21 protein-coding genes and 2 tRNA genes are annotated in these 19,801 nt (G+C 69.1%); 10 read left to right on the top strand and 13 right to left on the bottom strand.

Going from position 1 to position 19,801, the window contains the following annotated elements:
• Nucleotides 1-66 precede the first annotated feature (66 nt).
• Nucleotides 67-1,113: an MJ0042-type zinc finger domain-containing protein gene (locus tag IFJ75_RS15015; protein WP_207869051.1), complete on the top strand. Its 1,047-nt coding sequence runs from the start codon at nucleotides 67-69 to the stop codon at nucleotides 1,111-1,113.
• The gene (locus IFJ75_RS15010) at nucleotides 1,106-1,651 is read left to right on the top strand and encodes a phosphoribosyltransferase (RefSeq protein ID WP_207869049.1); all 546 of its coding nucleotides are present in this window, start codon (nucleotides 1,106-1,108) and stop codon (nucleotides 1,649-1,651) included. The genes IFJ75_RS15015 and IFJ75_RS15010 overlap by 8 nt, the downstream gene beginning before the upstream one ends.
• Nucleotides 1,652-1,655: 4 nt before the next feature.
• Here IFJ75_RS15010 and lysA read toward each other — a convergent pair whose 3' ends face one another.
• Genes lysA through argH form a run of 3 tightly spaced genes read right to left on the bottom strand, consistent with a single transcriptional unit; the run spans nucleotide 1,656 to nucleotide 4,616 of the window.
• Entirely contained in the window at nucleotides 1,656-2,942 is a 1,287-nt protein-coding gene (gene lysA, locus IFJ75_RS15005) for a diaminopimelate decarboxylase (RefSeq protein ID WP_207869047.1), read from the bottom strand.
• Nucleotides 2,943-2,949: 7 nt separating this feature from the next.
• On the bottom strand, nucleotides 2,950-3,189 hold the full coding sequence (locus IFJ75_RS15000) for a hypothetical protein (protein WP_207869045.1): 240 nt from the start codon (nucleotides 3,187-3,189) through the stop codon (nucleotides 2,950-2,952).
• Nucleotides 3,186-4,616: an argininosuccinate lyase gene (gene argH, locus IFJ75_RS14995; protein WP_207869043.1), complete on the bottom strand. Its 1,431-nt coding sequence runs from the start codon at nucleotides 4,614-4,616 to the stop codon at nucleotides 3,186-3,188. Before argH ends, IFJ75_RS15000 begins: the two co-directional genes overlap by 4 nt.
• Here argH and IFJ75_RS14990 point away from each other — a divergent pair.
• Nucleotides 4,615-5,235 carry a TlpA family protein disulfide reductase gene (locus IFJ75_RS14990; RefSeq protein WP_207869041.1) on the top strand — a complete coding sequence of 207 codons (621 nt, stop codon included), beginning with the start codon at nucleotides 4,615-4,617 and terminating at the stop codon, nucleotides 5,233-5,235. The genes argH and IFJ75_RS14990 overlap by 2 nt on opposite strands.
• Before the next feature lie 492 nt (nucleotides 5,236-5,727).
• Here IFJ75_RS14990 and IFJ75_RS14985 read toward each other — a convergent pair whose 3' ends face one another.
• On the bottom strand, nucleotides 5,728-6,075 hold the full coding sequence (locus IFJ75_RS14985) for a hypothetical protein (RefSeq protein ID WP_207869039.1): 348 nt from the start codon (nucleotides 6,073-6,075) through the stop codon (nucleotides 5,728-5,730).
• Between the two features lie 87 nt (nucleotides 6,076-6,162).
• Nucleotides 6,163-6,239: transfer RNA gene (locus IFJ75_RS14980), tRNA-Met, on the bottom strand.
• 218 nt (nucleotides 6,240-6,457) lie between these two features.
• Here IFJ75_RS14980 and IFJ75_RS14975 point away from each other — a divergent pair.
• The gene (locus IFJ75_RS14975) at nucleotides 6,458-7,693 is read left to right on the top strand and encodes a PQQ-dependent sugar dehydrogenase (protein WP_207869037.1); all 1,236 of its coding nucleotides are present in this window, start codon (nucleotides 6,458-6,460) and stop codon (nucleotides 7,691-7,693) included.
• 7 nt (nucleotides 7,694-7,700) lie between these two features.
• Here IFJ75_RS14975 and IFJ75_RS14970 read toward each other — a convergent pair.
• The 4 genes from IFJ75_RS14970 to IFJ75_RS14955 form a co-directional block, all read right to left on the bottom strand.
• A tRNA-Ala gene (locus IFJ75_RS14970) sits at nucleotides 7,701-7,777 on the bottom strand.
• A 103-nt stretch (nucleotides 7,778-7,880) separates the two neighbouring features.
• Nucleotides 7,881-8,744, bottom strand: a complete 864-nt coding sequence (locus IFJ75_RS14965) for a TIGR02186 family protein (protein ID WP_207869036.1) — start codon at nucleotides 8,742-8,744, stop codon at nucleotides 7,881-7,883.
• On the bottom strand, nucleotides 8,741-9,667 hold the full coding sequence (locus IFJ75_RS14960) for a sulfite exporter TauE/SafE family protein (RefSeq protein ID WP_207869035.1): 927 nt from the start codon (nucleotides 9,665-9,667) through the stop codon (nucleotides 8,741-8,743). Before IFJ75_RS14960 ends, IFJ75_RS14965 begins: the two co-directional genes overlap by 4 nt.
• A 119-nt stretch (nucleotides 9,668-9,786) precedes the next feature.
• Nucleotides 9,787-12,945 carry a hypothetical protein gene (locus IFJ75_RS14955; protein WP_225896843.1) on the bottom strand — a complete coding sequence of 1,053 codons (3,159 nt, stop codon included), beginning with the start codon at nucleotides 12,943-12,945 and terminating at the stop codon, nucleotides 9,787-9,789.
• Between the two features lie 229 nt (nucleotides 12,946-13,174).
• On the opposite strand from IFJ75_RS14955, the gene IFJ75_RS14950 reads away from it, so the two are divergent.
• The 4 genes from IFJ75_RS14950 to IFJ75_RS14935 all read left to right on the top strand — a co-directional run bounded on the left by IFJ75_RS14950 (nucleotide 13,175) and on the right by IFJ75_RS14935 (nucleotide 14,728).
• Nucleotides 13,175-13,381 carry a hypothetical protein gene (locus IFJ75_RS14950; protein ID WP_207869033.1) on the top strand — a complete coding sequence of 69 codons (207 nt, stop codon included), beginning with the start codon at nucleotides 13,175-13,177 and terminating at the stop codon, nucleotides 13,379-13,381.
• Between the two features lie 78 nt (nucleotides 13,382-13,459).
• Nucleotides 13,460-13,960, top strand: a complete 501-nt coding sequence (locus tag IFJ75_RS14945) for a pyridoxamine 5'-phosphate oxidase family protein (protein WP_207869031.1) — start codon at nucleotides 13,460-13,462, stop codon at nucleotides 13,958-13,960.
• A 37-nt stretch (nucleotides 13,961-13,997) separates the two neighbouring features.
• A complete protein-coding gene (locus IFJ75_RS14940) occupies nucleotides 13,998-14,351 on the top strand; it encodes an MmcQ/YjbR family DNA-binding protein (protein WP_207869029.1) in 354 nt (117 codons plus the stop codon).
• Nucleotides 14,348-14,728 (top strand): glyoxalase superfamily protein, encoded by a 381-nt coding sequence (locus tag IFJ75_RS14935; protein WP_207869027.1) that lies wholly within the window; start codon nucleotides 14,348-14,350, stop codon nucleotides 14,726-14,728. Before IFJ75_RS14940 ends, IFJ75_RS14935 begins: the two co-directional genes overlap by 4 nt.
• Here the strand turns inward: IFJ75_RS14935 and argF are convergent.
• From argF to IFJ75_RS14920, 3 genes are all read right to left on the bottom strand, one after another.
• Entirely contained in the window at nucleotides 14,725-15,648 is a 924-nt protein-coding gene (gene argF / locus IFJ75_RS14930) for an ornithine carbamoyltransferase (protein ID WP_207869025.1), read from the bottom strand. The two genes, IFJ75_RS14935 and argF, sit on opposite strands and share 4 nt — an antisense overlap.
• Nucleotides 15,648-16,829 (bottom strand): aspartate aminotransferase family protein, encoded by a 1,182-nt coding sequence (locus tag IFJ75_RS14925; protein ID WP_207869023.1) that lies wholly within the window; start codon nucleotides 16,827-16,829, stop codon nucleotides 15,648-15,650. Before IFJ75_RS14925 ends, argF begins: the two co-directional genes overlap by 1 nt.
• A 170-nt stretch (nucleotides 16,830-16,999) precedes the next feature.
• A complete protein-coding gene (locus IFJ75_RS14920) occupies nucleotides 17,000-17,545 on the bottom strand; it encodes a hemerythrin domain-containing protein (protein WP_207869021.1) in 546 nt (181 codons plus the stop codon).
• Nucleotides 17,546-17,731: 186 nt separating this feature from the next.
• On the opposite strand from IFJ75_RS14920, the gene IFJ75_RS14915 reads away from it, so the two are divergent.
• Nucleotides 17,732-18,133 (top strand): VOC family protein, encoded by a 402-nt coding sequence (locus IFJ75_RS14915; protein WP_207869019.1) that lies wholly within the window; start codon nucleotides 17,732-17,734, stop codon nucleotides 18,131-18,133.
• Here IFJ75_RS14915 and IFJ75_RS14910 read toward each other — a convergent pair.
• Nucleotides 18,124-18,342 (bottom strand): hypothetical protein, encoded by a 219-nt coding sequence (locus IFJ75_RS14910; RefSeq protein WP_207869017.1) that lies wholly within the window; start codon nucleotides 18,340-18,342, stop codon nucleotides 18,124-18,126. The genes IFJ75_RS14915 and IFJ75_RS14910 overlap by 10 nt on opposite strands.
• Nucleotides 18,343-18,590: 248 nt before the next feature.
• Here IFJ75_RS14910 and IFJ75_RS14905 point away from each other — a divergent pair, with 248 nt between their 5' ends.
• Entirely contained in the window at nucleotides 18,591-19,796 is a 1,206-nt protein-coding gene (locus IFJ75_RS14905) for an acetyl-CoA C-acetyltransferase (RefSeq protein WP_207869015.1), read from the top strand.
• Nucleotides 19,797-19,801 lie beyond the last annotated feature (5 nt).

The following is a 19,801-nucleotide window of genomic DNA, read 5'->3' as shown; positions in this document are numbered from 1 at the left end:
TTCTTTGGGACCGGGGCGCGCGCGCCTCGACAGGAGGGGGCGGATCACGCCCCGCAGTCAGACCGCATGATACTGACCTGTCCGTCCTGCGCCACCAGCTATTTCACGCCCGACGAGGCGATAGGCCCCACTGGCCGCAAGGTCCGCTGCAAGACCTGCGCCCACGTCTGGCATGCGTCTCTCGCCGACGAACCGCTCGAACTGACGGCCCCGCCCGAGGCCGCCCTGGTCGAGATGGTCGCCAACGGCATGGTGGGCGCCTCCGCGGACGGCAAGGGCGGCGGCTTCGGCAAGCGCGACGACGGTCCCGAAAGCCTCGCCGAGACCCCCGCCCCCGAACTGCCCAAGGCCTTCCGCGCCCGGGCCGAGGAACAGCGCCGCGTCCGCCGCGCCGCCACCCACGGCGCCGTCTGGGCCGGCCTGGCCAGCGTTTTCGTCGGCATTCTCGGCGCCGCCTGGCTGTTCCGTGTCGAGGTCGTCGACCTCTATCCGCGCGCCGCCGCCGCCTATGCCGCCGTCGGCTCGCCGGTGAACGCCACGGGCCTGAATTTCGAGGCCATGGCCATCAAGGTCGCGCCCTGGGATCCCGGCAAGGTGATCGTCTCGGGCTCGGTGCGAAACATCCGCGACCATGAGATCGTCAGCCCGCCCGTCCGCATCGCCCTGCTGGACGCCCACGGCGCAGAGATCGGGTTCCACATCATCACCATCGACGCCGCCCCGGTCCTTCCGGGCGGGGTCCAGGGCTTCGCCGCTGTCATCCCCGATCCGGGCGCGAAGATCTCGGGCATCGGCGCCGACTTCGTCGCCACGCCCAAGGCGAAGGCCAGGGCCGAGAACGGGCACGCCGCCGAAGACCCGCATGGCGAACCCGCCCACGGCGACGACCACGCTCCGCCTCAGGCCGAACACGGCGCCGACGCCGGGGCTGACCATGCGACCGCGCCCGCGCCGACAGGCCACACCTCCGGCCCATTGATGGGCCAGGCGGCCGAGAGCGGTCTGCGCCCGGCCATCGACCATGAGATCCGGGCCCCGGCCCTGGCGCCCGTCGACGCTCACCCTATCGACAGCGGGCATGGCGAGGCGGTATCCGCTTCGCATCATGGCTGACTCCTCCTCCCCGACGTCTTCCACACCCGAAGTCCTGCTGTCCGAGGCCGAGATCGCCCGGATCGTGGCCCAGCTCGCCGAGCGCATCGCGCCGGTGATCGACGACGACACTGTCGCCGCCGTCCTTCTGACCGGGGGGCTGTGGTTCGCCGCCGACCTGACCCGGGCCCTGTCGCGTGTCGGCCGTCACGTCCGCTTCGACGCCCTGTGGCTGGCCTCCTACGGCGACGAGAAGTCGAGCCGGGGCCGGATCGATGTCCACGCCCCCTTCCAGCGCTCGCTGGAGGGCCGCAAGGTCCTGATCCTCGACGACGTCTTCGACACCGGCCTGTCCCTGGCCGAGGCGGTGCGGATCGCGAAGGAGAAGGGGGCGACCGAGGTCCTGACCTGCGTCTTCGCCCGCAAGCCCTTCCCCCTGCCGCGCGCGCCCGAGCCCGACTTCTTCGGCTGGCAGGCCCCGAACCGCTTCCTTGTCGGCTACGGCCTCGACAACGCCGGCGCCCTGCGCGGCCTCCCTGACATCTGCGCGCTGGATTAGGCGGCTAAAGCCAGTCCGCCATCGGTTCGCGGGCCAGCATTTCCTCATAGGTCGGGCGCGGGCGGATGACGGCCCAGCGGTCGCCGTCGACCAGCACCTCGGGGACCAGGGGTCGGGTGTTGTACTCGCTCGACATCACCGCCCCATAGGCGCCCGCGCCGGTGAAGACGACCAGATCGCCCGCCTGCAACGGCGGCAGGTCGCGACCCCGGGCGAAGGTGTCGCCGGTCTCGCAGATAGGGCCGACCACGTCATAGGCGGTCGGCGCATTGTGGCCGCCGGCTTCACGCGGCCGCACCGCCTTGATCTCGTGGAAGCTGTCATACATGGCCGGGCGGATAAGGTCGTTCATGGCCGCGTCCAGAACCAGGAACCGCCGCCCGTCGGCGCGTTCGGTGATCTGGATCACCCGGCTCAGCAGCACCCCGGCATTGGCGGCCAGCAGCCGCCCCGGCTCGAACGCCGCCTCGACGCCGAGACCGTCCAGCACCCGCGCCGCCATGGCCACATAGTCGGCGGGAGAGGCGGTCGGCGCGCCGCCGACGTAAGGAACGCCCAGGCCGCCGCCGAGGTCGAGCCGGGTCACGGTCTGGCCCTTGGCCCGCAGCTCTTCGGTCATCGACCGCAGCAGCCGGAAGGCGGCTTCCAGCGGGGTCAGGTCGGTGATCTGGCTGCCGATATGGCAGGCCAGGCCCACGGGCGTCACATGCGGACTGGCGGCGGCGCGGACATAGAGGGCCATGGCCTCGTCCGCCGGGATGCCGAACTTGTCGCCCTCGCCGCCGGTGGTGATCTTGGCGTGGCCGCCGGCGCCGATCTTGGGGTTCACCCGGATGGCGATCTCCGGGACCTTGCCCAGCCGCTCCGCGATGGGAATCAGCCGGTCCAGCTCGGCCGGGCTCTCGACATTGATCTGGCGCACGCCCTGCTGGATGGCGAAGGCCAGTTCGCCGTCGGTCTTGCCGACGCCGGAGAAGATGATCTTGCCCGCGGGCACGCCCGCCGCGAGCGCGCGACGGATCTCGCCCTCGGAGACGGTGTCCGCGCCGCAGCCCAGCCGCGCCAGGGTCGCCAGCACCGACAGATTGGAGTTGGCCTTGACCGCATAGGCGATCAGGGCGTCGCCCCAGGCTTCACGATGGGCGTCCGCCGCCTCGCGCAGCACGCCGTAGTGCCGCGTCAGGGTGGCAGTGGAATAGACATAGGCGGGCGTCCCGACCGCCTCGGCCAGGGCTTCCAGAGACACGCCCTCGGCCTGGAGGGCGCCGTCTTTCAGGTCGAAATGATGCAAGAGGTCTCTACTGGGGGTCGCGTCCCGCGGCAGGGGCGCCGAGGGGATTGGAAGGGCCGCCGTCGATCGGCACCTGGCTGGACGGCCGGTTGACCGTGGCGGGATCGGGCAGATGGGGGGCCCAGGCGTCGCGCGGCGCGCGCTCGGTCTCGCGGGGCTTCGGCGCTTCCAGATCGGCCATCCGGCCACAGGCGGCGGCCGAGGCGGCCATCAGGGCGAGAGCGCTGAGAACGATAAGCTTTTTCATTTGAGACGCGACTTCCAATCGGCGATGCGCGCGCGGACCTGTTCCGGGGCGGTTCCTCCGAAACTCTGGCGGCTGGCGCAGGAGGCCTCGGGAGAGAGCACCTTGTAAATGGCTTCGGTGACGCCGGGTTCAAGCGACTGCAATTCGGACAGCGACAGTTGCGCCAGACCCACGCCCTTGCCCTCGGCCATCTTGACCGCCGCCCCGGTCACATGGTGCGCCTTGCGGAACGGCAGGTTCAGTTCGCGCACCAGCCAGTCGGCCAGATCGGTGGCGGTCGAGAAGCCCGCGCCGGCCGCCGCCGCCATACGTTCCGTGTTCGGAATAAGGGCCGCGACCATGGCCGTCATGGCGGTCAGGGCCAGATCGAGGGCGTCGAACGCCTCGAACACCGGCGGCTTGTCCTCCTGCATGTCCTTGGAATAGGCCAGCGGAAGACCCTTCATCACCGTCGACAGGGCGACGAACGATCCCAGGATCCGGCCCGTCTTGGCGCGAACCAGTTCAGCGGCGTCCGGATTGCGCTTCTGCGGCATGATCGAGGAGCCGGTGGTCAGGTCGTCAGGCAGGGAGGCGAAGCCGAACATCGGCGTCATCCACACCACGATCTCCTCGGCCAGACGCGACAGGTGGCCCGCAGTGATCGAGGCGGCGGCCAGGCTCTCCAGGGCGAAGTCGCGGTCCGAGACGGCGTCCAGCGAGTTCGCCATGGGCCGGTCGAAGCCGAGGTCGGCGGCCGTCGCATGGCGGTCGATGGGGAAGGGCGAACCGGCCAGGGCGGCGGCGCCCAGCGGATTCTCGTTCATCCGTTTACGTGCATCGGCGAAGCGGGAGGCGTCGCGGCCGAACATCTCGACATAGGCCATCAGATGATGGCCCAGGGTCACCGGCTGGGCGGTCTGCAGATGGGTGAAGCCGGGCATCAGGTCGCCCGCATGCTGTTCGGCCCGGCCCAGCAGGGCCTTCTGCAGGGCGACCAGCTGATGGCCGGTGCGGTCGCAGGCGTCGCGGACCCACAGGCGGAAGTCGGTGGCGACCTGGTCGTTGCGGCTGCGCGCCGTGTGCAGCCGGCCCGAGGGTTCGCCGATCAGTTCCGACAGGCGCGCCTCCACATTCATGTGGATGTCCTCGAAGCTGTCGCGGAAGGGGAAGGAGCCGCCCCTGATCTCGCCCTCGATGGTCTCCAGCCCGCCCAGAATGGCTTCGCCGTCGGCGGCGCCGATGATCCCCTGTTTGATCAGCATGCGGCAATGGGCGCGCGATCCGGCCAGATCCTGGGACCACAGACGCTGGTCCACGCCGATGGAAACGTTGATCGCCTGCATGATGTCGGCGGGCTTCGAGGAGAAGCGGCCGCCCCACATGTCTTGACCTGCGGGCTTTTGATCCGCTTTGGTCTTTTCTTCGGGGGTGGAAACGTCGGTCATGAGCGGCTCGAAGACGGCGATCGGGATCATTGCGGGGGTGCTGCTGATCGGTGCGATCGGCGGCGGCGCGTTCCTATACGCCAAGCCTGACGCCGTCGCCAAAGGTTCTGAGCCCGCCGAGGCGCCGAAAAGCGCGCTGGCCCGGTTCGCGACCGGTCCGCTGGCCACGCTGGAGACGCCCGCCGCCACCCCGGTCGCGCCCGACTATGTGTTCAAGACCGCCGACGGCGCCGATGTTCGCTTCAACGCCTTCCGGGGCAAGGTGGTGCTGGTCAACCTCTGGGCCATGTGGTGCGTGCCCTGCCGCACCGAGATGCCGACCCTGGCCGCCGCCGCCAGGACGTACGAAGGCAAGGACCTCGTCGTCCTGCCCATCAATGTCGACGTCGAGCCCGACAAGGTCGCGGACGCGAAAAGCTTCATCGGCGTCCACGAACCCCTGCCGCTCTACAGCGATCCGAAATTCCAGCTGCCGTTCGAATTCCCGGGCAAGGGCAAGATGCCCCAGACCATCCTGCTGGACCGTCAGGGCCGCATCCGCGCCACCTTCGCCGGAGAGGCCGACTGGAACAGCCCCGAAGCCCGCGCCCTGATCGACGCGGTTCTGGCGGAGGGTTGAACGCCTGATCCTCCCCCACCAAGGGGGACCGCGAGGCGGTGATGGGATACCGGCGCCCAAATCCCCGAAGCACATACAATTCGCCGAAGTAATCCTCGGGATTCCATTAGATTGACGAAATCCCACCGTCCCGAACCCGCCCTACCCACGACCCCGCCTATAATCCTCCCGTTCCGTCGCGGGGGAGGCGCAGAGGCCTTGCGACCGTCTGGCGGCGGAATGCGGAGAAGCGGGAGTCCAGTTCGCTGGAGGTAGGGGCCAGGGGGATACTGAGCCCGGTCCGGGGAGCCTGTCGCAAGCAGGCCCCGCCCGTGGGTGGCGCTGCGGTAAGGCGTAAAGATCGCCACCTGACGCAAGCTGCTCGAAAATCCTCGCGCGGGGCCGGAAGGCGGCGTCGAAACGGTATCTCTCTCAACACTCCCGGGCGTCGCCCGGCGGCCCCGCTCGCCTCCCAACCGCTCCGGTCGCCCGGAGCGGCCGAAGAGCCGTGTCTTAATGCTCCGCCGGCGCCGGCACGCGCTGGTCGGTGTTCGGATTGACGGCGCCGGGCTTGCCCTCGGCGGCGGCCTCGGCCTGGTTGGCTTCCAGATGGTCGGCGACCTTGCCCGCGCCCTTCTCGACGGCCTGTGCGGCCTTCATGGCGCCGCTCTCGGCGATCTCGCCCGCCTGGGCGGCGACCTCTCCGGCCCGGTCCCCCGCCTGGGCGGCGGCGACCTCGGCCTTGTCGCCCGCGACGGCGGCGTCCTGTTTGGCCTCGGCGGTTTCGTTCTGGGTGCAGGCGGCGGCGCCCAGAGCCAGGGCGGCGACTGCGATCAGGGCGGTGGGGATGCGAACGGACATGGAAAATCTCCGGCTGAGGTGAACCTTGGCTGGAGAAACGCGGGCGACGAACGCGGGTTGCGCGGCGCTCTTCGTCGCAGGAACCGATGGTGGCTGGAGGCGGGCTCGAACCGCCGACCTGTGGGTTATGAATCCACCGCTCTAACCAGCTGAGCTACCCAGCCACGCTATCGGTCGCCCGGCGGAGCCTGACGGCCGCGCGCGGGAAGAGGCGTGCCTATATAGACGGCGGGGCGGCGGTTCAAGTCGCTTCGCAAAAAGCCTGTGGTCTGGTGAGGACGATCGGTCGCAGCGACAGGGTCGGCCCCGGCTGGAACGGTTGAGTCAGGCCCCCGTTTTCTCGCCGTCCGTTCTGATTCCTCCGCCTGAAAGGTTCACCCCGATGCGCACCCTCGTCCTCGCCTCCAGCGCCTCCCTGATGGTTCTCGCCGCGGCCTGCGGGGCGCGGGGCGAGAACGATGCGACGGCGAGCGGGGCTGCGGGCGCCCAGGTCGAGACCCGACCCGCCAACGGTCAGGGCCAGACCCCCGCCTTCGCCGGCCAGACCCGTGCCCCGGGCGTCGTCAGCGATGTGAAACTGGCCTCGACCGTCGTCGCCGCCGGCCTGGAGCATCCCTGGGGGCTGGCCCTTCTGCCTGACGGCCGCTGGCTGGTGACCGAACGGCCGGGCCGGCTGCGCATCATCACCGCCGAGGGCCAGAAGGGCGAGCCGATCGCCGGCCTGCCCGCCGTCGCCGCCGTGGGGCAGGGCGGCCTGCTGGACGTCGCCGTCGGCCCGACCTTCGCGACCGACCGGCTGATCTACTGGGCCTATGCCGAGCCGCGTGACGGCGGCAACGCCACCTCGGTCGCGCGAGGCCGCCTGTCCGACGACGGATCGAAGGTGGAGAGTGTTCAGGTCATCTTCCGCGCGATGCCGACCTATGAGGGCAACAAGCATTTCGGCGGCGCCCTGGCCTTCGCGCCCGACGGCAAGCTGTTCCTGACCCTGGGCGAACGCTCCGACGCCCCGATGCGGCCCCAGGCCCAGGATCTGGGTTCGCACATGGGCAAGGTCATCCGCATCAACGCCGACGGCTCGGTCCCGGCCGACAATCCGTTCGTGAACACCGCCGGGGCCCGGCCAGAGATCTGGAGCCTCGGCCACCGCAACGTCCAGGGCGTGGCCATCACTCCGGAGGGGCAGGTCTGGACCATCGAACACGGCACTCGCGGCGGCGACGAGGTCAATCACGACCGCGCCGGGGTCAACTACGGCTGGCCGGTCGTCGCTTACGGGACCGAATATGCCGGCGGTCCGATCAACGGCGGCGTCACCGCCCGCGAGGGTCTGGAGCAGCCCGTCTACTACTGGGACCCGGTCATCGCCCCGGGCGGCGCGACCTTCTATGAGGGCGCCATGTTCCCCGGCTGGCGCGGCAATCTGCTGGTCGCGGGCCTGAAGGAGAAGCACATCGCCCGGCTGGTGCTGCAGAACGACCGCGTCGTCGGCGAGGAGCGTCTGCTGACCGATTTGGGCGAGCGCGTCCGCGACGTGGCGGTTGGACCGGACGGCGCCCTCTGGGCCATCACCGACGAGACCGACGGCAAGCTGGTCAGGCTGGCCAAGGCGCCCTGATTTCCGATGGAGGCCTGGCCTCCGAGTCGAACGGAGGGTCCTCGGGCTTGCAGGCCCGCCGCGTCGCCACTCCGCCACCAGGCCAATGAAGAGCATCGGCGCGACCAGGCGAACGGCCGCCAAGCGTCACTGCAGGGCGATGGCGGCCAAACGAGGGTCCCTCTGTTTCAGCTCTGAAGCCTTGACGCTAGTTCCGCCGGAACAGCCTTGAGGCGCCATAGCCCGTCGCGGCCGCCAGCAGGACCGAGAGGATGCCGTACAGCCACGGACGGCGATGGGCGAACTCATAGACGTCGCGCTCGAACCCGACCTTCTCGACGGTCAGGGTCAGGTTGGACACCGACTGCGGCTCCCCGTCCCGGAACAGCCAGACCTCGGCGTAATACTGGCCGGTGGGGGCCACGGCGGGCAGGTCGATCTCGGCGCGGAACAGCCCCTTGTCGACGAACTTCACCCCTTCGGGATCGGTGTCATAGAGGGCGGCGGCCTCCTTCAGCCGGATCACCGCGCGCCGCCAGTCGAGGTAGTCGTCGCCGAGGCGCGACACGACCACGTCACGCACGCCGTAGCGGGTCACGGTGCGCTGCTCGTCCGGCGCACCGATCCGCAGGTGGTCGACCCCGACGCCCAGCCGCCGCAACTGGCCGAAGTCGGCGATGTCGCTGAGCGGCCGGGTCGAGGCGGTCATGTAAAAGCCGGGCGCCCCCTCGAACAGCACGGGCCGGCTGTTCAGCCAGACGCCCATGTTGCGAGTCTTCTTCACCAGACGGACAGGCGCGTCGGGGCCGCGCACCACCACGACCACGTCGGTGGGGCTGGTCGAAGGGTTGAACACCGCGCCGTAGAGGACGATCGAGGCACCCCGGAAGCTGGAATCGACCCGGATCCGGGCGTCGGTCAGGGCGGCGGCGACGCGGAGTTCGCCGTCGGTGGCGACCGACTGCTCCGACGGCAGGACGACGGGCGCCGGCGCCGCCCCCTCGGGGACCAGGGGTGCGGAGATCGCGGGCGGAGGAGGAGGCAGGATCGGAGGCGGGGGGGCGCTGATCATCGGTCCGCGATCCCCGGGGCCAGCAGGAAGATGTCGTGCGGCTTCACGAACAGCTCCAGCCCCATATAGACGCCGACGCCGAGGACGATCAGCCCCAGCAAAGCCCTCAGCTCCTCGGCGCGGAACCGGCTGGCGAACCGCGCGCCCAGCTGGGCCCCCACGACCCCGCCCAGCAGCAGGATGGTCGACAGGACGATGTCGACCGTCTGGTTGCGCCCGGCCTGAAGGATCGTCGTGACGGCAGTGGTGATGATGATCTGGAACAGGCTGGTCCCGACCACGGCCCCGGCCCGCATGCGCAGGACATAGAGCATGGCCGGCACCAGGATGAAGCCGCCGCCGACGCCCATGATGGCCGACAGGATGCCGGCGAAGATCCCCAGGGCCAGAGGCGGAACGGCCGAGATATAGAGGCCCGATTTCGGGAACCGCATCCGGAACGGCAGGCCATAGAGGAACAGGGGGCGGCGGCGGTCCTTGTGCGGAGGCGTCTCGCCGCGCCGCCGACGGATGATCTCGGTCAGGCTCTCGTTCAGCATCAGGGTGCCGATGGCGCCCAGGAACAGCAGATAGGACAGGGCCACCACCAGATCGGCCTGACCCAACAGGCGCAGGTAGCGGAACAGCTCGACCCCCGCGAGGGCCCCGATGGCCCCGCCCGCCGCCATGATCCCGCCCAGCTTGAAATCGACCGCCTTCTGGCCCGAGTAGCGGATCACGCCCGAGGTCGAGGAGGCGACGACGTGGCTGGCCTGGCTGGCGACCGCCACGGTCGGGGGGATGCCGAGGAAGATCAGGATCGGCGCCATCAGGAAGCCGCCGCCCACGCCGAACAGGCCGGACACGAATCCGACCGCCGTTCCCAGCAGAACCAGGATCGGCCAGTTCACCGAAACCTCGGCGATCGGCAGGTAGATATCCAAAGGACGCGCCTTCGGCTGACGGACAAAAACAAGCGCCGGGAGGCGTGGGGAGGGTCTAGCGTCCGGGCGGCGGCTTCACCACCCGGTGCGCGTCATTGGGGCGTTTCTGAGCGGATCGCTCAGCCGAGAGGCTCGGTCTGGAAGGCTTCGACGGCGGCGCGGGCCGAGGTGCGGCCCGCGGCGGACAGGGTCGGGGCCAGCCGATCGGCGGCCGTCTTGGCCTCCTGGTCGCCCTGACGCGCGGCGATCAGGTACCATTTATAGGCCTCGGTCGGGTTCGGGGCGACGCCCTGGGTCCCGAACTCATAGATCTTGGCCGCGTTGAACTGGCCGTTGACGTCGCCGCGGCCGGCGGCCTTGACCAGCCAGTCCAGGGCCTCGGCGCGGTTCTGGGCGCCGCCGACACCGTCATAGAGATACATGCCGTAGGCGCGCATCGCGACGGGATCGCCCGCGCCGGCCGCGCGACGGGCCCAGAGCCGGGCCTCGGTCCGGTTGCGGGCGACACCGCCCTCGCCGCTCTCGTACATCTCGACCAGCTTCATCTGGGCGGCGGGCAGGCCCATGTTGGCGGCGCGGGTCAGGGTGGCGACGCCTTCGGGCTTGCCGCCCGACAGCTCCTCGGTCGCCTGGTCGAACAGGGACTGGGCTTCGCTGGAGGGCAGGGGCACGGCGTCGGTCGGGGTGGCGTCTCCGGTCAGGGCCACGGCGGCCAGGGGCGTGGTCTCGTCGGTCAGGTCGGTGTCGGCGGCGGCCGGAGCCAGTCCCAGAGCCTGGCGCACACCGTCCATGCCCGGCAGTTCGAAGCCTTCGCCGCCGGCCAGACGGTTGGTCGTGTAGAGGGCGCCGACCAGGGCCATGCCGGTCACCGAGGCCAGAAGCCCCTTGCGGATGGTCGAGCCGCTCTTGGCCTGTTTGTCGAGCCGCTCCTGCAGGCGCGACTTGCCGCCGCGCTTCAGGCCAAAGCCGGCGCGGGGCTCTTCGGCCTCCGGGGCGACGGTCATGGCGGCGCGGGCGGCGTCGATGGCGCTGCGGGTCGAGGCGACGCGGCCGCCCGCGGCGCCGGCGGACAGGCCCGCGCGCATCGCGCGGGCGTCGACGAAATCGGTCTCGGCGGAGAATTCGTCCGGTCCGGCGTCGAAGGCGTCGGCCGGGTCGAAGGCGGGGGGCGCGCCGAAGCCGGCCGACATCTTCGGCGCTGCGGCGGGTTCGGGCTCGGCCGAATAGGCCTCGGGCGCAAAGACGTCCGGGGCGACGGCGGCCGTGGCCTCCAGGGCGTCCTCGACGTCGGCGCCGCCGAAGCCGCCGAAAGCGGGTGCGGCGAAGGGCTCGGGCACGACTTCCGGCGCGGCGACCGCCTGGGCGGGCTGGGCGAAGACCGGGGTGGAGAAGCTGGGTTCGATCACAGGCTCGGCGGCGGCCGGCTGGGCCAGACGCGGCGAGGCCAGAATCTCGGCGACCGCGCGGGCCGGGTCGAAGGCGGTGTCGGCCGCGGCCTCCGGCTCGCCGAAACGGCCCGGGAAGGGCGCCGGCGCGCGCTCGTCCGAGCTCAGGGGGTCGGTCGACCAGATGTCGTCGGGCGCCGCGCCGAAATCATCCTCGGGGAAGGCGGCGGCGCGCCAGTCGGGCTGGCTCAGATCCGAGGCGGCCGCCATGGACGACGACAGGGCGGAGGGGGCGGCAGGCGCGGCGTGCGGCGCCTCGACCGGCTCGGGCAGGTCGAACGCGCGGCTGGAGCGGTCGACGCGGCTCTCGATCCGCTCGCGGGCCTCTTCCAGCAGGCGGGCGGTGCGTTCTTCCGACAGGCGCATCCGCTCGGCCAGTTCGCCCGAGGCGCGGTCGTAGGTCTGTTCGATCCGCGCCGAGCTGTCCGTCAGGCGGCGACCGATGTCTTCCAGGGCCTGGGCCGACTTGCGCTCGGACTGGGCGATACGGTCGGCCAGACGGTCCGAGATGCGGGTGATCTCGCCGCCCAGCTTTTCCAGCGCCAAGGCGTGCTGGTCGTCGGTTCGGTTCAGCCGGTGCTCGACGGCCTGGGCGTAGCGGCCCATGTCGCGGTCGAGCTTGTCGCCGAGGCTGGAGTTCAGGTCGGCGGCGATGGCCTGGCCGGCGCGGGCGATCTTGTCCGAGACGCCGCTTTCGACGCGCTGGATGGCGGCGTCCAGGGTGGTGGCGCGGGCGTCGGCGGCCTGCATCCGCCCGTTCAGGTTCTGGGCGATGCGCAGGACCTCGCGGCCCATGGCGTCGATGCCCTGGGCGGAGCGCTGCTCGGCCGCACGGGCCTGCTCATTGATCGCCGCCATGGCCCGCTCGATGCGGTCCATTCGGCCTTCGCGCTCGGCCGTGTCCAGCCGCTGGATCATCTCGGCGCGGTTGGCGTCGACCTGGCGGGCCAGGGTCTCGGCCAGTTTCTCGAAACGGGCGGCCTCGCGCGAGCCTTCCGGTTCGACCCGGCCCTCGGCGGCGCGCAGCCGCTGGTCCAGGCCGGCGAAGGAACGCTCCAGACCGCGCAGGGCCTCGGTGGTCTGAGCCTGGGCGGTGTCCAGACGCGCGCTGACCTGGGCCATGGCCTCGGTGCCGACGCCCTGGCCGTGGGGCAGGGCGCTGACCGACTTCTCGGCGGCGTCCATGCGCTGGCGCAGCTCGTTCAGGCTGGTCCGCTGGCGTTCCTCGATGTCGTACAGGCGCGCGGCGATGGCGCCGATGCCGTTCTCGACCTTGCCGAAGGTGGCCTTGGTGTCGGGGCCGACCTCCTGTTCGAAGCGGCGCAGGCGGCGGTGGCCTTCCTTGAGCTCTTCGGAGATGTCGTCGATGCGACGGCCGTAGGTGCGGGTTTCCGCGTCGGCGCCGTCGAGGCGGCGCACCAGGCCGGCGACGGCCTGATCCACGCCCTGGATGGCCACGGTCGAGCGGCGCTCGGCGGCCTCAAGCCGGGCGGCGATGGCGTCCACCGAGGCGGCGACGCGCTGCAGGGTGTCGTCGGAATGGGAGGGGGCGGAGAAGGAAGGAGAAGAGGCGGCGTAGCTTTCGCGCGAATAGCCGGGCTCGCGATCATAGGCGTCGTCGAGGCGGCGCGAGCGGCTGCGGCGTTCGAAGGAATCGGCGGCGTGAGCGCGGCGCGACAGGGGCACAACGATTTCCTCGTCCTCCCCGTCGTCCATGATCATGGTGTTGAGCCACTCGCCCAGGGTCATGCCGGAGCGCCGCGCGAGGTCCTTTGCGACTTCGCGTGCCTTGGGGTCGATACCCTTGACGCTCCAAGGCGCAGCTGCGCTCACCGATTCGCTCCCCGACCTACGAGAGGCCACGCTAGTCGCCCATATCCGGGGTGTAAATCTTACGTTAACCCCAAGATGTTGGGGGCAACCGATCTTCCTGTGGAAATCATCGGTCCCCAAGGCGTGTGTGGCTTAATCATGGTTAACCACCCGTAAAGATTAACGCCCGGGCAAGGAATTCGAGGCGTTCGGACTTGTTTCCGGCCGTCGCCGCCGCCAGTTGGTCCGCGTGCCCCTGACCCCCACCCTGATCCTGCTTGTCGCCTGTCTGGTCGTGACCGTCTTCACCGGCTGGCGCGGGCAGCGTCCGCCAGATCTGATCAAGGGTCCGCGCATGGCCCCCTGGCGGTTTCTGATGCTGCTGTTCGGGGCGATCAGCGTCCTGCTGGCCATCCATCTGGCCGCCCTGTTCGGGATCACCCACCCGGGCGGTTGAACAAGCGGGGCCGCAGGAACTTCAACAGCTTAAGTCGGTTCAGTCTCCACCCCGAACATGAGAAACAGGAGACGACCCATGGCCGACGATCTGACCGCCGCCGAGGCGGAAAAGGAATTCTGGAAGCATCTGAAAAGCTCGAACACGGGCATGCTGGGCCTCGACAAGCCCGGCTATCACTCGCAGCCGATGACCGCGTATCGCGAGGAGGAGACCGGCACCATCTGGTTCTTCACCCTGGACACCACGGATCTGGCGCACGACGTCGCCACCGGCGGCCAGAAGGGCATGTTCACCTATGGCTCCAAGGACCAGGAAGTCTGGGCCTGTTTCCATGGCTCGCTGTCGATCAGCCGGAACCAGGAGGTCATCGACAAACACTGGAACCCGATTCTCGCCGCCTGGTATCCGGAGGGCAAGGACGACCCGCATCTGACGCTGATCCGCTTTGACGGCGATGACGGTCGCGTCTGGGTTTCCAAGAAGGGCGCCGTCGGCTTCTTCTTTGAGGTGGCCAAGGCCAATCTCACCAAGACCCAGCCCGACGTGGGCGGGGTGGCGGACGTCAATCTGGCCTAGGCTTGCCCTGAGGTCGAAATGGGCGTGGTCTGTCGTCATGGCCACGCCCGCCGACCTCGCCCGCATCGCGCTCGCCCTGCCCGGCGTCTCCGGCGAGGGCGTGGGATTTGGCGTCGGAAAGAAGGGTCTGTGCTGGAGCTATCTGGCGCGGGCCACTCCGAAAGCGAAACGGGAGGTCGTGCCCGGTGTTGTGGCCATCCGCTGCGATCTCGCCGCCAAGGAGATGCTGATCGAGACGGTGCCCGACCGCTTCTTCGACGATGATCACTATCGCGGCTATCCTGCGGTCCTGGCCCGGCTGGAGACGCTTGAGGTTTCCGAGCTGGAAGGCCTGATCCGGTCGGCCTGGATGATCCAGGCGCCGAAGTCGCTGAAAAGGGGCCTCGCATGAGCACGGTGACGGGGCTGGTCCCCATCCTTCTGGTCTCGGACGTGCCGCGCTGCGCCGCCTTCTTCACCGATCAGCTCGGCTTCACGACGGATTTTCTCTACGGCGAGCCGGCCTTCTACGGCGCGGTGTCGCGCGACGGCGTCGTGATCCACATGCGCCATGTGGACGACCCGCCCTTTGCGGCGGCCGCGGCGAAGGAGGAGCAGCTGATCTGCGCCTCCTTCTCCGTCACCGATGTGAAGGCCCTGTACGCAGAGTTCATGGCGCGTGGCGTCGCCTTCGCCCATCCGCTGACAGTCCAGCCCTGGGGCGGGACCGACTTCCACGTCGCCGATCCCGACGGCAACGTGGTGTCGTTCGTGACCTACGGCGCCTAGAAGGCCCCGAAGCACCAGGCCAGGACGGCCTTCTGGGCGTGGATGCGGTTCTCGGCCTCGTCCCAGACCAGCGACTTGGGCCCGTCGATGACGGCGTCGGTCACCTCCTCGCCGCGGTGGGCGGGCAGGCAGTGCAGGAAGACCGCGTCCGGATCGGCCAGGTCCATCAGGGCCTCGTCGACCGTATAGGCCTCGAAAGCCTGCAGGCGCTCTTCATAGTCGCTGTCGCCCATCGAGACCCAGGTGTCGGTGACCACGACGTCGGCGCCCTTTACCGCCTCGCGCGGGTCGGCGGTCAGGGTGACGGCGTTGCCGCCCTTGGCCAGATCGTGCAGGTCCGGGTGATACTCGGCCGGGCAGGCGACGTTCAGGTGGAAGCCGAACTTGGGCGCCGCATGCATGAAGCTGTGGCAGACGTTGTTGCCGTCCCCGACCCAGGCGATGGTCTTGCCCGCGATCGGCCCCTTCTGCTCCTCGATGGTCTGCAGGTCGGCCAGGATCTGGCACGGGTGCGAGCGGTCGGTCAGGCCGTTGATCACCGGCACGGTCGAGACGCGGGCGAAGCGCTCGACGTCCTCGTGGTTGTTGGCGCGGATCATCACGGCGTCGACCATGCGCGACAGGACCTTGGCGGTGTCCTCGACCGGCTCGCCGCGCCCCAACTGCATGTCGCTGGCCGTGGCGATGATGGACGAGCCGCCCAGCTGGCGGATGGCCGCGTCGAAGCTGAACCGCGTGCGGGTCGAATTCTTCTCGAAGATCATGGCCAGGACGCGGTCCTTGCCCGGCGCGTCGGCGTCGGCGCGGCCTTGGGGCCAGCCCTTGCGGGCGGCCTTGCGGGCGTGGGCGTCGTCGAGGATGGCGCGCAGGTCGGCGGCGTCCAGCCGGTGGATGTCGAGGAAATGTCTGACCTGAGCCATTACGCCACCGCCTTCATTTGCTCGCGCGCCGTCTCGCAGGCGCCTTCGAAGCGACGGATGGCCTCACGGGCCTCGTCGAGGGTCAGGTTGAGCGGCGGCAGGATGCGGCAGCAGTTGTCGCCGCCGCCGGCGACCAGCAGCTGCTGGTCATCGCGGGCCAGGGCCATGAAGTCGCGGTTGTTCGGGACCAGCTTGACGCCGATCAGCAGCCCCTTGCCGCGGACGTCGACGATGACGTCCGGGAAGCGGTCCTGCAGGCCCGCCAGCTGCTGCTTCAGATAGGCGGCGATCTCGTTGACGTTCTGGATCAGCTCGGGCTTCACCAGTTCGCCGAAGGCCGCCAGACCCACGGCCATGGCCAGGGGGTTGCCGCCGAAGGTGGTGCCGTGGACGCCCGCGACCATGCCCGAGGCCGCCTTTTCGGTGGCCAGACAGGCGCCGATCGGGAAGCCGCCGCCGAGCGCCTTGGCGATGGCCATGATGTCCGGGCTGACGCCCGCCCATTCGTGGGCCCACAGCTTGCCGGTCCGGCCCATGCCGCACTGGACCTCGTCGAAGATGATCAGGACGCCATTCTCGTCCGCCATCTGACGCATCCAGCGCAGGTCCTCGTCGGAGGTCACGCGGCAGCCGCCCTCGCCCTGAACCGGCTCCAGCACGATGGCGCAGGTGGTCGGATTGGTCAGGGCCGCTTCCAGCGCCTCGCGGTCGCCCCAGAGCAACTGGTGGAAGCCTTCCATCTTCGGGCCGAAGCCCTCGACATAGGCCGGGTTGGCGGCGGCGTTGATCGCGCCATAGGTCCGGCCGTGGAACGAGCCGTCAAAGCCGTAGATGTCGATCCGCTCAGGCGCGCCGTTGGCCCAGTGGTAGCGGCGCGCGGTCTTCAGGGCGCATTCCACCGCCTCGGTGCCCGAGTTGGCGAAGAAGACCCGGTCGGCGAACGAATGTTCGCACAGCATGTCGGCCAGCTGCTCCTGGCCCGGGATCCGGTAGATGTTGGAGACGTGCCAGAGCTTCTCGGCCTGGTCCTTGATCGCCTGAACCAGCACCGGGTTGGCGTGACCCAGGGCGTTGGTCGAGATGCCGGAGACCATATCCAGATATTCCGTGCCGTCCGTCGACCACAGACGCGCGCCTCGCCCGCGATCCACTTCCAGCGGAGCACGATTGTAGACACCCATCAGATGGTTTGTGGACACGGGACCAGTACCTCCAAAAGCAGAAAGCCCGCGCGCGGAATGCGGCGGGACTTTTCCGGAGCGGCGTTGTCGGACGGGGGAGGGGGTGTGTCAACACCGGGCGGAATGGCGGGGACCGACGGCGAGGGTCGGTGTCGTCGATCCCCGGACAATCAGCGGGCCTCGACGGCCGTGAGGGGGGCGTCTTCCACGCCCTTGTCGCCGGCCATGGTGCGGGTTTCTGCGGGCTTCCCGGCCTGAAATTCTTCCATCGCCGTCTTCTTGCGGGCGCGCATGGCGTCGGCGAGGGCATCCATGTCGAGGCCAGCCGCGCGGGCCTGGGCGAACATGCCCTCGACGCGCTCTTCCTCTTCCTTGACGTGGTGTTCGATCTCCTCGGACAGCACCTTGACCTTGGCGTCGTAGAAGTCGTCCTCGGGGCTCGAAGCCTCGATCTCGTTGATCAGCACCTTGGCGCCGTCGTGCTCGACATAGGCTTCCTTGAGCAGGTCTTCCTCGATCTTGCCTTCGCAGGCCGGATAGAAGACCTCCTCCTCGATGGTGGTGTGCACCTTGAGCTCCAAGCAGGCTTCAAGGGCGAGCTTCTGTTTTTTCGCAGGGCTGGTGGCGGCCTCGAAAGCGGCGAAGATCTCTTCCACCTTGCGGTGGTCGGCCTTCAGCATCGCGATCGCGTCCATCTCTTCGTAGGTCTGGGCCATGACGTCTTTCCTTCTGACAGCGGGGCGTGTCTGGCGGGAGAAGGCGCGGAGAGCGGCGGATGTTCCTACGGCTCAGCTAGGTGCGAGTCGTTAGCGCGAACAAGGGTTTGCGGGTGTCGGGAGGCCGACACAACGGGCGCCTTTCCACGCTTTCCGCGTTCGATTGACGACACAGGGAGACGTCTCATGATCGACCATATCGGATTGGCGGTGACCGACATCGCCCGCTCGCGCGCCTTCTACGAGGCGGCGCTCGAACCCCTTGGCTATCGGTTGATCCATGATGCGCAGACCGAAGCCGGCGGCACGGCGGTGATGTTCGGGGTCGGCGACGAGGTCGATTTCGTCATCGCCGACAAGGAGCGTCCGGGGGAGAGCAATCACGTCGCCTTTCGCGCCGAAACGCGGGCCGAGGTCGAGGCCTTTCACGCGGCGGCCCTGGCGGCGGGCGGGCAGGATAATGGTGGGCCGGGCCTGCGCCCCCGGTACGGCGCCGCCTATTATGCGGCCTTCGTCCTCGATCCTGACGGGTTCAACGTCGAGGCGGTCTGCCATGCGCCGGACGAGGCGTCCTCGCGTCAGGCCTGATGCGACGCCGGGGCCAGCAGGGGTTCGATCCAGGCGATCAGCGGGTTGCTCAGCCAGGCGACCGTACGGCGGGCGCGGCGCAGCGCCGAGGCCTGCGTCTGGGCGTGGCCGGAGCGCAGTTGGTCCCCTTCCTCATCGAAGACGACCCACAGCCAGTCCGTTCGACCACCATGGACTTCGATCTCATAGCCATGATGGCCAATCCTCATTGTCCCCACCTGTCCCGATCAGGCCCGTTTCGGGCCCGTTCGCCCCGTCTCCGCAGGGTTCATGCCAAACGACGATACACGAAGGGGGTGAGGGAACGGCTAACGCGAACCGGTTGGCGCGGGCGCGCCTGTCGCGATCACGAATGCAGGACTACCCTTCCGCCACGCGCCTTCTTACTTGACGTTGACGTAAACGTAGGGTTCATGGCGCCAACGCTTCGAACCGTCCTTATTGGAGACTGACTCCCATGGCTGACGCCTACATCTATGACGCGGTGCGCACCCCGCGCGGCAAGGGCAAGAAGGACGGCTCCCTGCACGAGATCACGGGCCTGGACCTGGCCACCCAGGTGCTGCAGGCCCTGCGCGACCGCAACGATCTGGACACCTCCAAGGTCGACGACGTCATCCTCGGCTGCGTCACCCCCGTGGGTGAACAGGGCGCCGATATCGCCCGCACCGCCGTGCTCAACGCCGGCTGGTCGCAGTACACCGCCGGCGTCCAGATCAACCGCTTCTGCGCCTCGGGTCTGGAAGCCGTGAACATGGCCACGGCCAAGGTGAAGTCCGGCGAGGCCGACTTCGCCGTCGGCGGCGGCGTCGAGGCCATGAGCCGCGTGCCGATGGGCTCGGACGGCGGCGCCTGGCCGGTCGACCCGACCTCGGCCTTCGCCACCTATTTCGTGCCCCAGGGCGTCTCGGCCGACATGATCGCCTCGAAGTACGGCTTCAGCCGCGACGACGTCGACGCCTATTCGATGGAAAGCCACAAGCGCGCCGCCGCCGCCTGGGCCGACGGCCGCTTCAACAAGTCGGTCGTGCCGGTCAAGGACCAGCTGGGTCTGGTGCGTCTGGCCCATGACGAGACCATTCGCCCGAACACGGACATGCAGTCTCTGGGCGGTCTGAACCCGTCCTTCGCCATGATGGGCGAGATGGCCTTCGATGCCGTGATCAACCAGCGCTACCCCGAGGTCGAGCGCGTCAACCACGTCCACACTCCGGGCAACTCCTCGGGCATCGTCGACGGTTCGGCCGGCGTCCTGATCGGCACCCTGGAAGCCGGCCAGGCCCTGGGCCTGAAGCCGCGCGCCAAAATCCTGGGCGGCGCCTCGATCGGCTCGGAGCCGTCGATCATGCTGACGGGTCCGGAGTATGTGACCCGCAAGCTGCTCGGCAAGCTTGGAATGACCCCCGACGACATCGACCTGTGGGAGCTGAACGAGGCGTTCGCGGCCGTCGTCCTGCGCTACATGCAGGCCCTGAACATCGACCATTCGAAGATGAACGTGAACGGCGGCGGCATCTCGATGGGTCACCCGCTCGGCGCCACCGGCGCCATGATCACCGGCATCGCCCTGGACGAGCTGGAGCGCTCGAACAAGTCGACCGCCCTGATTACCCTGTGCATCGGCGGCGGCATGGGCACCGCCACCGTCATCGAACGCGTCTGATCCGG

Origin of the sequence: Brevundimonas goettingensis, from assembly GCF_017487405.1 — a bacterium.
GTDB lineage: Bacteria > Pseudomonadota > Alphaproteobacteria > Caulobacterales > Caulobacteraceae > Brevundimonas > Brevundimonas goettingensis.
The sequence above is the reverse complement of the archived record's forward strand: the minus strand, read 5'-3'. Positions and strand labels throughout refer to the sequence as shown.

Coding starts and splice junctions, on each gene's coding strand:
- IFJ75_RS15015 (WP_207869051.1), top strand. CDS start 67: ATGATACTGACCTGTCCGTCCTGCGCCACCAGCTATTTCACGCCCGAC.
- IFJ75_RS15010 (WP_207869049.1), top strand. CDS start 1,106: ATGGCTGACTCCTCCTCCCCGACGTCTTCCACACCCGAAGTCCTGCTG.
- IFJ75_RS15000 (WP_207869045.1), bottom strand. CDS start 3,189: ATGAAAAAGCTTATCGTTCTCAGCGCTCTCGCCCTGATGGCCGCCTCG.
- IFJ75_RS14990 (WP_207869041.1), top strand. CDS start 4,615: ATGAGCGGCTCGAAGACGGCGATCGGGATCATTGCGGGGGTGCTGCTG.
- argH (WP_207869043.1), bottom strand. CDS start 4,616: ATGACCGACGTTTCCACCCCCGAAGAAAAGACCAAAGCGGATCAAAAG.
- IFJ75_RS14985 (WP_207869039.1), bottom strand. CDS start 6,075: ATGTCCGTTCGCATCCCCACCGCCCTGATCGCAGTCGCCGCCCTGGCT.
- IFJ75_RS14975 (WP_207869037.1), top strand. CDS start 6,458: ATGCGCACCCTCGTCCTCGCCTCCAGCGCCTCCCTGATGGTTCTCGCC.
- IFJ75_RS14965 (WP_207869036.1), bottom strand. CDS start 8,744: ATGATCAGCGCCCCCCCGCCTCCGATCCTGCCTCCTCCTCCGCCCGCG.
- IFJ75_RS14945 (WP_207869031.1), top strand. CDS start 13,460: ATGGCCGACGATCTGACCGCCGCCGAGGCGGAAAAGGAATTCTGGAAG.
- IFJ75_RS14940 (WP_207869029.1), top strand. CDS start 13,998: ATGGCCACGCCCGCCGACCTCGCCCGCATCGCGCTCGCCCTGCCCGGC.
- IFJ75_RS14935 (WP_207869027.1), top strand. CDS start 14,348: ATGAGCACGGTGACGGGGCTGGTCCCCATCCTTCTGGTCTCGGACGTG.
- argF (WP_207869025.1), bottom strand. CDS start 15,648: ATGGCTCAGGTCAGACATTTCCTCGACATCCACCGGCTGGACGCCGCC.
- IFJ75_RS14925 (WP_207869023.1), bottom strand. CDS start 16,829: ATGGGTGTCTACAATCGTGCTCCGCTGGAAGTGGATCGCGGGCGAGGC.
- IFJ75_RS14920 (WP_207869021.1), bottom strand. CDS start 17,545: ATGGCCCAGACCTACGAAGAGATGGACGCGATCGCGATGCTGAAGGCC.
- IFJ75_RS14915 (WP_207869019.1), top strand. CDS start 17,732: ATGATCGACCATATCGGATTGGCGGTGACCGACATCGCCCGCTCGCGC.
- IFJ75_RS14910 (WP_207869017.1), bottom strand. CDS start 18,342: ATGAGGATTGGCCATCATGGCTATGAGATCGAAGTCCATGGTGGTCGA.
- IFJ75_RS14905 (WP_207869015.1), top strand. CDS start 18,591: ATGGCTGACGCCTACATCTATGACGCGGTGCGCACCCCGCGCGGCAAG.